Origin of the sequence: Cellulomonas citrea (assembly GCF_009829685.1) — a bacterium.
Taxonomy (GTDB): domain Bacteria; phylum Actinomycetota; class Actinomycetes; order Actinomycetales; family Cellulomonadaceae; genus Cellulomonas; species Cellulomonas citrea.
Window position 1 is genome coordinate 1 of the sequence record NZ_VWSD01000098.1, and the last position, 11532, is coordinate 11532.

The 11532-nt window shown below is 70.4% G+C and carries 10 protein-coding genes; 5 read left to right on the plus strand and 5 right to left on the minus strand.

The features are described from left to right. Positions 1-256: 256 nt before the first annotated feature. From nrdF to F2B26_RS11170, 5 genes are all read right to left on the minus strand, one after another. On the minus strand, positions 257-1237 hold the full coding sequence (nrdF, locus tag F2B26_RS11150; protein ID WP_159809337.1) for a class 1b ribonucleoside-diphosphate reductase subunit beta: 981 nt from the start codon (positions 1235-1237) through the stop codon (positions 257-259). 43 nt (positions 1238-1280) lie between these two features. Further along, positions 1281-3419 (minus strand): class 1b ribonucleoside-diphosphate reductase subunit alpha, encoded by a 2139-nt coding sequence (gene nrdE, locus F2B26_RS11155; RefSeq protein ID WP_159809355.1) that lies wholly within the window; start codon positions 3417-3419, stop codon positions 1281-1283. Between the two features lie 194 nt (positions 3420-3613). Next, on the minus strand, positions 3614-3862 hold the full coding sequence (gene nrdH / locus F2B26_RS11160) for a glutaredoxin-like protein NrdH (RefSeq protein ID WP_159809339.1): 249 nt from the start codon (positions 3860-3862) through the stop codon (positions 3614-3616). Positions 3863-4242: 380 nt separating this feature from the next. Continuing rightward, positions 4243-4815: an HdeD family acid-resistance protein gene (locus tag F2B26_RS11165; RefSeq protein WP_159809341.1), complete on the minus strand. Its 573-nt coding sequence runs from the start codon at positions 4813-4815 to the stop codon at positions 4243-4245. Positions 4816-4968: 153 nt separating this feature from the next. Beyond that, complete coding sequence (locus tag F2B26_RS11170; protein ID WP_159809343.1) at positions 4969-5865, minus strand: MurR/RpiR family transcriptional regulator; 897 nt, start codon at positions 5863-5865, stop codon at positions 4969-4971. A gap of 154 nt (positions 5866-6019) precedes the next feature. On the opposite strand from F2B26_RS11170, the gene F2B26_RS11175 reads away from it, so the two are divergent. From F2B26_RS11175 to F2B26_RS11195, 5 genes are all read left to right on the plus strand, one after another. Beyond that, positions 6020-7579: an ABC transporter substrate-binding protein gene (locus F2B26_RS11175; RefSeq protein WP_159809345.1), complete on the plus strand. Its 1560-nt coding sequence runs from the start codon at positions 6020-6022 to the stop codon at positions 7577-7579. A gap of 75 nt (positions 7580-7654) precedes the next feature. Further along, entirely contained in the window at positions 7655-8626 is a 972-nt protein-coding gene (locus F2B26_RS11180; RefSeq protein WP_159809347.1) for an ABC transporter permease, read from the plus strand. Then, positions 8623-9510: an ABC transporter permease gene (locus F2B26_RS11185; RefSeq protein ID WP_159809349.1), complete on the plus strand. Its 888-nt coding sequence runs from the start codon at positions 8623-8625 to the stop codon at positions 9508-9510. Before F2B26_RS11180 ends, F2B26_RS11185 begins: the two co-directional genes overlap by 4 nt. Then, positions 9507-10415, plus strand: a complete 909-nt coding sequence (gene murQ, locus F2B26_RS11190) for an N-acetylmuramic acid 6-phosphate etherase (RefSeq protein WP_159809351.1) — start codon at positions 9507-9509, stop codon at positions 10413-10415. The genes F2B26_RS11185 and murQ overlap by 4 nt, the downstream gene beginning before the upstream one ends. After that, the coding region (locus F2B26_RS11195; RefSeq protein WP_159809353.1) for an anhydro-N-acetylmuramic acid kinase at positions 10415-11532 on the plus strand (1118 nt) is incomplete at its 3' end. The genes murQ and F2B26_RS11195, both read left to right, overlap by 1 nt.

Here is an 11532-nt window from a genome sequence, read left to right on the forward strand (position 1 = left end):
TCGGGCGCTGCTCGCCGCGTTCCTGCACGCGGCGGAGCCGGTGCCCGAGGGCGCGCTGTGCGCCGCAGCGACCCGCCGGGCCGCCGACCCGTGGCTGGTGCCCGGTGAACGCGAGCTCGTCGCCCCGGCTGCCGACCTGGTGCGCGCGATGCTGCGGGTCACCCGCTGAGCTCGACCGGGTTTTCCCGCAGACGGCTCGGGCCCGGCGGATGTCCGCCGGGCCCGTTCACCGCTGTGCGCCTGACGGCGGCGGGGGCTAGAAGTCCCAGTCCTCGTCCTGCGTGTTGACGGCCTTGCCGATGACGTACGACGAGCCGGACCCGGAGAAGAAGTCGTGGTTCTCGTCCGCGTTCGGCGACAGGGCCGACAGGATCGAGGGGTTGACGTCGGTCTCGTCGCGCGGGAACAGCGCCTCGTAGCCGAGGTTCATGAGCGCCTTGTTGCCGTTGTAGCGCAGGAACTTCTTGACGTCCTCGGTGAGGCCGAGCTCGTCGTACAGGTCCTGGGTGTACTCGACCTCGTTCTCGTACAGCTCGAAGAGCAGCTCGAACGTGTAGTCCTTGAGGTCGGAGCGCTCGGCCTCGGTGAGCTTCTCCAGACCCTTCTGGTACTTGTAGCCGATGTAGTACCCGTGCACGGCCTCGTCGCGGATGATGAGCCGGATGAGGTCGGCGGTGTTCGTGAGCTTGGCCCGGCTGGCCCAGTACATCGGGGCGTAGAAGCCGGAGTAGAAGAGGAACGACTCGAGCATGGTCGAGGCGACCTTGCGCTTGAGCGGCTCGTCGCCCCGGTAGTAGTGCAGCACGATCTCGGCCTTGCGCTGCAGGTTCGGGTTCTCCTCGCTCCAGCGGAACGCCTCGTCGATCTCCGGGGTGGAGATGAGCGTGGAGAAGATCGAGGAGTAGCTCTTGGCGTGCACCGACTCCATGAACGCGATGTTCGTGTAGACGGCCTCCTCGTGCGGGGTGAGCGCATCGGGGATGAGGCTGACCGCGCCGACGGTGCCCTGGATGGTGTCCAGCAGGGTGAGCCCGGTGAACACCCGGGTCGTCATCGTCTTCTCGGCCTCGGTGAGCGTGGCCCAGCTCTGGATGTCGTTGGAGACCGGCACCTTCTCCGGCAGCCAGAAGTTGCCGGTGAGCCGGTCCCAGACCTCGAGGTCCTTCTCGTCCTCCAGGCGGTTCCAGTTGATCGCCGAGACCCGGTCGATCAGCTTGAGCTTCGGGGCGGGGCTCATCATGACGACAACCTTCCTGAACGGGTGAGGACGAGGGGACGGCTCACAGCATGCACGAGACGCAACCCTCGACCTCGGTGCCCTCGAGGGCCATCTGCCGCAGCCGGACGTAGTAGATGGTCTTGATGCCCTTGGTCCAGGCGTAGATCTGGGCCCGGTTGAGGTCCCGCGTGGTGGCGGTGTCCTTGAAGAACAAGGTGAGCGACAGCCCCTGGTCCACGTGCTGGGTGGCCGCGGCGTACGTGTCGATGATCTTCTCGTAGCCGATCTCGTACGCGTCCTGGTAGTACTCCAGGTTGTCGTTCGTCATGAAGGGCGCCGGGTAGTAGACCCGGCCGATCTTGCCCTCCTTGCGGATCTCGATCTTGCTGGCGATCGGGTGGATCGAGCTCGTCGAGTGGTTGATGTACGAGATCGACCCCGTCGGCGGCACGGCCTGCAGGTTCTGGTTGTAGATGCCGTGCTCGGCGACGCTCGCGGCCAGCGCACGCCAGTCGTCCTGGGTCGGCACGTGGATGCCGGCGTCGGCGAACAGCTGGGCGACCCGCTCGGTGGCCGGCACCCAGGGCCGCTCGACGTACTTGGTGAAGTACGCGCCGGAGGCGTACGTCGAGTCGGCGAAGCCCTCGAACGCCCGGCCCCGCTCGATGGCGAGCTGGTTGGACGCGCGGATCGCGTGGTAGGCGACCGTGTAGAAGTAGATGTTGGTGAAGTCGAGGCCCTCGTCCGAGCCGTAGTGGATGCGCTCGCGCGCCAGGTACCCGTGCAGGTTCATCTGCCCGAGGCCGATGGCGTGGCCGCCCTCGTTGCCCTTCTTCACGCTGGGCACCGACTCGATGCTCGTCTGGTCGGAGACCGCCGTGAGGCCGCGGATCGCGGTCTCGACGGTGCGCCCCAGGTCGCCGCCGTCCATCGACAGCGCGATGTTCATCGAGCCCAGGTTGCAGGAGATGTCCCGGCCGACCGTCTTGTAGGACAGGTCCTCGTTGTACTCCGAGGGCGTGGAGACCTGGAGGATCTCCGAGCAGAGGTTGGAGTGCGTGATCTTGCCCTTGACCGGGTTGGCCCGGTTCACGGTGTCCTCGAACATGACGTACGGGTAGCCGGACTCGAACTGGATCTCGGCCAGGCGCTGGAAGAACTCGCGGGCGCTGATCTTGGACTTGCGGATGCGCGCGTCGTCGACCATCTCGTGGTACTTCTCGCTCACGTTGATGTCCGCGAACGGCACCCCGTAGACGCGCTCGACGTCGTACGGGCTGAACAGGTACATCGGCTCGTTCTTCTTGGCGAGCTCGAACGTGATGTCCGGGATGACGACGCCGAGGGACAGCGTCTTGATCCGGATCTTCTCGTCGGCGTTCTCCCGCTTGGTGTCCAGGAACCGGTAGATGTCCGGGTGGTGGGCGTGCAGGTAGACCGCACCGGCACCCTGGCGGGCCCCCAGCTGGTTGGCGTAGGAGAAGGAGTCCTCGAGCAGCTTCATCACGGGGATGACGCCCGAGCTCTGGTTCTCGATGTGCTTGATGGGCGCACCGTGCTCGCGGATGTTGGACAGCAGCAGCGCCACGCCGCCGCCGCGCTTGGACAGCTGCAGGGCGGAGTTGATGCCACGCGCGATGGACTCCATGTTGTCCTCGATGCGCAGCAGGAAGCAGGAGACCGGCTCACCGCGCTGGGCCTTGCCCAGGTTGAGGAACGTCGGGGTGGCCGGCTGGAAGCGGCCCGAGACGATCTCGTCGATGAGCCGGAGCGCGAACTGCTCGTCACCGGCGGCCAGGGCGAGCGAGACCATCGTGACGCGGTCCTCGAAGCGCTCCAGGTACCGCTTGCCGTCGAACGTCTTGAGCGTGTAGCTCGTGTAGTACTTGAACGCGCCGAGGAACGTGGAGAACCGGAACTTCTTGGCGTACGCGTGCTGGAACGCCGCCTTGATGAACGCCCGGTCGTACTGGGCGAGCACCGCCGGGTCGTAGTACTTGTGCTCGACGAGGTAGTCGAGCTTCTCCTCCAGGTCGTGGAAGAAGACGGTGTTCTGGTTGACGTGCTGCAGGAAGTACTGCCGCGCGGCCTCACGGTCGGCGTCGAACTGGATCTTCCCGTCGGCGCTGTAGAGGTTGAGCATCGCGTTGAGCGCGTGGTAGTCGAGCTCGGTGGGCTCGACCCGGGTCTCGGTGATCATCGCCACGTGGGTTCCTCGTCCGGGCACTGCGGCGCCCTGGTCGGTGTGGTTCGGGGAGTGACGAGGGGCCCTCGCGCCGTGCGCTCGGGCCCCTCGTGAAGCTGCCGGCCGAGCCGGCGCGGTGTGCCCGGCGCCGGCCCGGGGCGTTGGTGGTCCGTCCCCCCGGACCAGCGCCCGGGACCGACGAACAGTCCTCAGGCGACCGAGGTCGCCGCCAGGCGGGTCGCGATCGCGGCGATGCGGTCCGGGCGGTAGCCCGACCAGTGCTCGCCGCCGGCGACCACGACGGGCGCCTGGAGGTGGCCGAGCGACATCACGTAGTCACGGGCGTCCGCGTCCTCGCTGATGTCGACGACGGTGTAGTCGTGACCGGCCTTGTCGAGCGCGCGGTAGGTCGCGCTGCACTGCACGCACGAGGGCTTGCTGTAGACGGTGATCGTCATGGTCGTCTCCCGCTGTGTCGTGCCTGTCTGTGCCTGTCCCCGCTCCCGCACCCGGGCGACCTGCGGACCTCCCGCGCACCGGAGAGCCCGTGTCAGGGACGGGGTGCTCACAGCTGCGAGGAGCTTGCTGGGCCGCTCGCCGGACTGCGGCGAGAACGAACTCGACACTACACCTAGTGGTCGGAACTGCACATCACCACTAGGGGTTGTGCTTACACGGCTGTGTTTTTCACCCTGTGGATCGAGCTGTGCACACCCGTCGCACACCCTGCTGAGGGCTCCGACCAGCGCAGATGCACCCCGCCGCGACAGCGTGTCCACACCCCGTCCACCACGACACACCGGGGTCGTCCACACCCCGGCGGAGTGTCTCCACAGACCTACAGCTGCTTGCCCACAGCCCTGATCCGCAGCCCCAGCGCGATGAGCAGGATGCCGACGACCACGGCGTACCAGCCGATGAGCCACAGGATCGCGATCACCCCGGCCGTGACGTTCACCAGCACCAGCACCCCGAACAGCACCGTGAGCAGCGCCGAGGCGAGCATCCAGCCCCAGCCGGAGCCCGGCACCGCACGTGCCGCGAGCGCCACGACGGTGTTCACCACACCCGCGACCACGGCCCACAGCCCGATCAGCCAGACCAGGGCGACCGCCGAGCGCACCGGCGCGAGCACCAGCACGAGCCCGAACACCAGCGACAGCAGCGCCAGCAGCAGCCGCACCGCGAACCCGCCGGCGGCCCGGTACCGGATCGCCTCGACGAGCTCGACCACCCCTTCGACGAGGGCGTAGATGCCGATCACCAGGATGATCGCCAGCCCGGCGCTCACCGGCCACAGCAGCGTGAGCACACCGAAGGCGAGGGCGAGCACGCCCCGCACCACCGGCCAGTACCAGACCTTGGACGCGATCTGCTTGAGACCGGACTCCAGCGGGACCAGGTTCGACATGGCGACACCTCTCGTCGACGTGCCCAGTGCGGCCCTGGGCCCTCCACCCACGATCCTTGCCACCTGGGGCCTCGACCGCCAGCCGAAACGCCCCGCGACCTGCGGACTCACCCGTCCGCGAGAGCGACGCACCCCGGGCGCCGGGCGATCGGCTCAGGCCGAGGGGCGGGGGCGGCGCACGGCCGAGTAGGTGGTGCGCAACGCCGCCATCGACTCGTCGTACCGGGCCTGGGCGACGCCGATGAACAGGCAGTCGACCACCATGAGCTGGGCGATGCGGCTGCCGAGGGCGCCGGAGCGGAACGCGGTCTCACGTGCCGCCGTGGTGAGCACGATGTCCGCGACGGCGGCGAGCGCCGAACCGCCGTGGTTGGTGAGCGCGATGGTGGTGGCCCCGGCGCCGCGGGCGATGTCGAGGAACTCGATGGTGTCGGCGGTGGCGCCCGAGTGCGAGACGGCGATCGCCACGCACTCGGCGTCGAGCGTGGCGGCCGAGGTCCAGGCCGCGTGCGAGTCCGACCAGTTGAGCGTGGTGCGGCCGATCCGCACGAGCTTCTGCTGCACGTCCAGCCCGACGAAGGCGCTGGCGCCGACGCCGAACACGTCGACCCGGCGGGCCCGGCCGACCGCGGCCACGGCCTGCGCGAGCGCGTCCAGGTCGAGGGCGCTGGCGGTGTCGGCGATGGACAGGGTCTCGGCGTGCGAGACCTTGGCGACGATGTCCTCCATGGTGTCGTCGCGGTCGATGTCCCCGGTGACCTCGGGCACGTTCGCCGTCTCGAGCCGCTCGCGGGTGATCTCGCGCGTGACGTCCAGGCGCAGGTCCTGGTACCGCTCGTACCCCATCCGCCGGCAGAACCGGACGACGGTCGTGGTCGAGGTGAGGCACTGGGCCGCGAGCTCGGCGACGGTGCGGGCGGCGGTGCCGGCGGGGTCGGCGACGAACCGCTCGGCGACGCGGCGCTCCGAGGGCCTCAGCTCGGGCAGCAGGTCGCGCATCCGCACGAGGACCGTGCGACTCGCGGTGCCGTCCGACACAGGTTCCGTCATCTCTTCCCCTCCGCGGAAACGTGTGTGTAACTTTAGTACCTCATCATGAAGGCGTTGGTATCAGAATGACCTGACCCGCCCTCCAGGGCTCGCGCGACGCACCGTACCTGCCCCCCGCACGAGCGCTCCGCCTGCACCGACCCGAGGAGTCCACATGCACACAGGTCCCCACGCACGTCGAGCGGGAGCGGCCATCGCGGCCGCCCTCGCCCTCGCGCTGCTGGCCGGGTGTTCCAGCTCGAGCAGCACCTCCCCCACCGCCTCCGCCTCGGTGGCCCCCAAGCCCGGCGGCGCCCTCGTCATCGGCGTCACCAGCGACCCCGACACGCTCGACCCCTGGAAGGCCACCCAGTTCCAGGCCGTCAACGTGCTGCAGAACCTCTACGGCACGCTCACCGAGTTCGACAAGGACCTCGCCGTCGTCCCCGGCCTGGCGACCTCCTGGGACGTGTCCTCCGACGGCCTCACCGTCACGTTCCACCTGCGCCAGGGCGTCACCTTCGCCGACGGCAGCGCCTTCGACTCCGCCGATGTCGTCTACTCCCTCACCAAGATCAAGGACGAGGCCACCGCGGCCGTCGCCCGCGCCTCGCTGGCCTCCGTGGCCTCGATCGCCGCACCGGACGCCAGCACCGTCGTGCTCACCCTCAAGGCACCCGACGCCGCGCTGCTCGCCAACCTCGCCGTCATCAACATGGCGATGGTCTCCTCCACCGACTCCGAGGCCACGCTCGCCACCACCCCCGACGGCACCGGCCCGTTCGTCATGGACAAGCGCACGCCGAACGAGTCGATCACCCTCAAGCGCAACGAGAAGTACTGGGGCGACAAGGCGTACCTGGACACCGTCGAGTTCCGGGTGATCCCCGACGAGACCTCGATCGTGTCGGCCATGCAGTCCGGCAACGTCCAGCTCGCCGTCTTCGACGACCCGCTGGTCGCCAAGACCGTCGAGACCGGCACCACCACCGTCACCAAGACCCCCCAGCTGAGCTACCACGTGCTCCAGCTCAACGCGACCAAGGGCGACCTGACCGACGTCAACGTGCGGCTGGCCATCGCGTGCGCCATCGACCGCCAGCAGGTGCTCGACACCGCCGCGCTCGGCGAGGGCGAGGTCACCGGGCCGATCACCTCCCCGGCCTACCGCTCCGACCCCTCGTCGCGTCCCTGCCCCACGCGTGACCTGGCCAAGGCCGCGAACTACCTGGCCAAGGCCGGCAAGTCCGGTGGGGTCACCATCAAGACGATCGTGTCCCAGGGCGAGTACTCCACCTCCGTCAACGAGGCGCAGAACCTCAAGTCCCAGCTCGCCGACGCCAAGATCACCCTCGACCTGGAGGTGCTGGAGTCCGGCGCCTACGTCGACCGCTGGGTCGCCGGTGACTTCGACGCGGCCGTCGCCCTCAACGGCGGACGCCCCGACCCCGACGGCATGTACAGCCGGTACTTCACCTCCACCGGCAACCTCAACAAGGTCGCCGGCTACAGCTCGCCGGAGCTCGACACCCTGTTCGCGCAGGGCCGGGCGACGTCCGACCCCGCCGAGCGCAAGGCGATCTACACCAAGATCTCCAACCAGCTCGAGGACAACGCCCCCTGGGTCTGGCTGTTCACCAGTTACACCTACACGGCCACCGCGGCCGGGGTCAGCGGCTTCGTGCCGATGGCCAACGGCTCGCTGCAGTACCTGCGCACGACCTCCATGTCCTGAGGTCGACCCGGTGGGGCCGCCGTGCGACGGCGGCGGCCCCACCGGCCGCCCGGACCCTGACCCGACTGGAGGACCATGCTCCGCGACCTCATCCGCCGACCGCTCGTGCACCGCCTCGTGGCGGCGCTCGGCACCCTGCTCGGCGTGGCCGTGTTCGTCTTCGTGATGCTGCGCGCGATCCCCGGCGACCAGATCACCGCAGGCCTGGGCACCGAGGCCGCTGCCCTCACCCCCGCCCAGCGCGCCGCGCTCGAGAGCTACTACGGCATCGACCGACCGCTGCCCGTCCAGTTCTTCAGCTGGCTGGGCAACCTCGTGACCGGCAACCTCGGCTTCTCGTCCCGGGCGCAGACCAGTGTGCTCGACCTGACCGCCCAGTCGCTGCCCGTCACGCTCGAGCTCGCGGTGCTGTCCATCGTGCTCGCGCTGGTCATCGGCATCCCGCTCGGCATGCTGTCCGCCTCCCGCCCCAACTCCCCGCGCGACCTCGTCGGGCAGGCGATCGGGCTCGCCGGGCTGTCCATCCCCGCGTTCCTGCTCGCGACCACGCTGCTGTCGGTGCTCGCCGCCTCGTTCGGCTGGAACCCCAACGGCCAGGGCTACGCGCGGCTCACCGACGGCCCGCTGCTCAACCTCCAGCAGATGCTGCTGCCCTCGCTCGTGCTCGGGTTCGGCATCGCGGCCCCCATCATGCGGACCACGCGGACCGCCGTGCTCGACGTGCGCTCCCAGGACTTCGTCCGCACCGCACGCGCCAAGGGCGTCCCGCCGCGCCGGCTGCAGGTGCGGCACGTGCTCGGCAACGCGCTCGTCCCGATCCTCACGATGACCGGGCTCCAGTTCGGCTACCTGCTGGGCGGGGCCGTCGTCGTCGAGCAGATCTTCTCCCTGCCCGGCATCGGACGTCAGGTGCTGCTCGGCATCCAGCAGAAGGAGTACGCCGTCGTCCAGAGCACCGTGCTCATCATCGCCCTGGCGTTCGTCGTCGTGAACCTGCTCACCGACCTGCTCTACCGGGTCATCGACCCCCGGGTGCGTGCCGCATGACCGACCCCACCCAGACCGCCGCGCTGCCCCCGGGCGGCGGCCGGACGGCCCAGCGCATCCGCGCCCTCGTGCACAGCCCGAGCGGTGTCGCCGGGCTCGTCATCGTCCTCGCGCTCGCCCTGCTGGCCCTCGTCTCGGCCGCCGGTGTGCTGCCGCACGACGCCATCACCCAGGACCCGCCCGCCCGGCTGCAGGGCCCCTCGGCCGCGCACTGGTTCGGCACCGACCAGTTCGGGCGCGACGTGTTCGCCCGGACCGCCGCGGCCGTCTCCAACTCGATGCTCATCTCGATCACCGCGGTCGCGCTCGCCACCGTCGTCGGGACCGTGAGCGGCATCGCCGCCGGGTTCTACCGGCGGCTGCCGGACGCGATCATCAGCGGGGTCACCAACGTGCTGTTCGCGTTCCCGCCGCTGCTGCTCGCCCTGTCGCTGGCCTCGGTGCTGTCCCGCAACTGGTTCACCATCGCCGCCGCGATCGCCCTGGTGTACGTGCCGATCTTCATCCGCGTCACACGCGGGCCGGTGCTGTCGTTGCGCGAGGTCGACTACGTGCGGGCCGCCACCGCCACCGGGCAGAGCCGGCTGGCGATCATGGCCCGGCACGTGCTGCCCAACATCATGCCGATCGTCATCGTCCAGGTGACGCTCTCGCTGTCGTGGGCGGTGCTCACCGAGGCCTCGCTCAGCTTCCTCGGCCTGGGCACCCCGGCACCCGCCGCCTCGCTCGGCTCGATGATCCTCGACGCCCGCACGCTCGTGCAGATCGCCCCGTGGACCATGCTCGCGCCGGGTGCGCTCGTGGTGGCGCTGGTGGTCGGCCTCAACCTCCTCGGCGACGGCCTGCGGGACGTCCTCGACCCCCGGAGCGGAGACACCAAGTGACCACCGACGAGGACCTGTCCGCCCTGGCCACCGAGGCCCCCGACCCGCGGTTCGCGCAGATCGACCGGATGAGCGTCGCCGAGCTGGCCGCGCTCATGAACGAGACCGACCACCAGGTGCCGCAGGCCGTCCAAGCCGCGCTGCCGCAGATCGTCCCCGCGATCGAGGCCGCGAGCCGGGCCATGGCCGACGGCGGGCGCCTGGTCTACGTCGGCGCCGGGACACCCGGCCGCATCGGCGTGCTCGACGCCTCGGAGTGCCCGCCGACGTTCAGCACACCGCCCGAGCTCGTGGTCGCCGTCATCGCCGGCGGCCCCGCGGCGATCGCCAACGCCGTCGAGGGCGCCGAGGACGACGAGGACGCGGGCGCCCAGGCGATGGACGAGGTCGGGATCGGCCCGAAGGACACCGTCGTCGGCATCGCGTCCAGCGGCCGGACCCCCTACGTGGTGGCCGCGGTGCGCCGGGCCCGTGAGCTCGGCGCCGTCACGCTCGGGCTGTCCTGCACCGAGCACTCGGTGCTCAGCGCCGCCGTCGACCACCCCATCGAGGTGGTGGTCGGCCCCGAGCTCGTCACCGGCTCGACCCGGCTCAAGGCGGGCACCGCGCAGAAGCTCGTGCTCAACATGATCTCGACCATCGCGATGGTCCAGCTCGGCAAGACCTACGGCAGCCTCATGGTCGACCTGCACCCCACCAACCACAAGCTGCGCGAACGCGCCGTGCGGATGGTGCGGACCATCGCCGACGTCGACGACGGCGCCGCACGCGAGGCGCTGGCCGCCAGCGACTTCGACGTCAAGACCGCGGCCGTGGCCCTGCGCCTCGGCCTGCCCGTGGAACCGGCCCGAGCCCGGCTCGCCGCCACCGGCGGACGGCTGCGCCACGCACTCGAGGAGGACTGATGCGCGTCCTGGGGATGATCTCCGGCACCTCGCACGACGGCATCGACGCCGCCGTCGTGGACTTCGAGCTGGACGGCGGCACGCTGCGCGGCCAGGTGCTGCACCACGCGAGCACCCCGTACGACCCGGCGCTGCGGGCCGCGCTCGTCGCCGCGCTGCCGCCCGCACCGACCACGCTGGCCGAGGTCTGCCGGCTGGACACGCTCATCGGCCAGGCCTTCACGCAGGTCGCGCTCGACGCCGCGGCCCAGGTCGGCGGGATCGACCTCATCACCTCGCACGGCCAGACCGTCTACCACTGGGTGCACGACGACCACGCGCTCGGCACCCTCCAGCTGGGGCAGCCGGCCTGGATCGCCGAGGCCACCGGGGTGCCCGTCGTGGCCGACGTGCGCGCCCGGGACGTGGCCGCGGGCGGGCACGGCGCCCCGCTCGTCTCCTACCTCGACCGGCTGCTGCTGGCCGGGCGCGCCGGCACCGCCGCGTCGCTCAACCTCGGCGGCATCTCCAACGTCACCGTCGTCACCGGCACCGGCGAGCTCAGCGCCTACGACATCGGCCCGGCGAACGCCCTGGTCGACGCCGTCGTCACCGAGCTCGGCCTGCACCCCGCCGGGTACGACGAGGCGGGTCGTGTCGCCGCGAGCGGGCACGTCGACCCCGTGCTGCTCGACGTGCTGCTCGCCGACCCCTACTACGCCCTGCCGATCCCGCGCAGCACCGGCAAGGAGCACTTCAACCTCGCCTACGTGCACGACGCGGTGCGCCGGGCGGGCGTCGACCTCGCCCCGCAGGACCTGGTCGCGACGCTCACCGAGCTGACCGTGCGAACCGTCGTCGACGCCGTCGCCGCGACCGGGGCCACCTTCCTGGCCGCCGCCGGCGGCGGCTGCCGCAACCCGGTGCTGCTCGACGGCATCCGGGCCGGGCTGCCCGGCGTCGAGGTGGTGCTCACCGACGAGCTCGGCGCCCCGGCGGACGAGAAGGAGGCGATCGCCTTCGCCCTCATCGGCTGGTGCACCGTGCACGGCGTGCCGGGCACCGTGGCGAGCGGCACCGGGGCGCGCGGCGCACGGGTGCTCGGCTCGATCACCCCGGGCGCCGGACCGCTCACGCT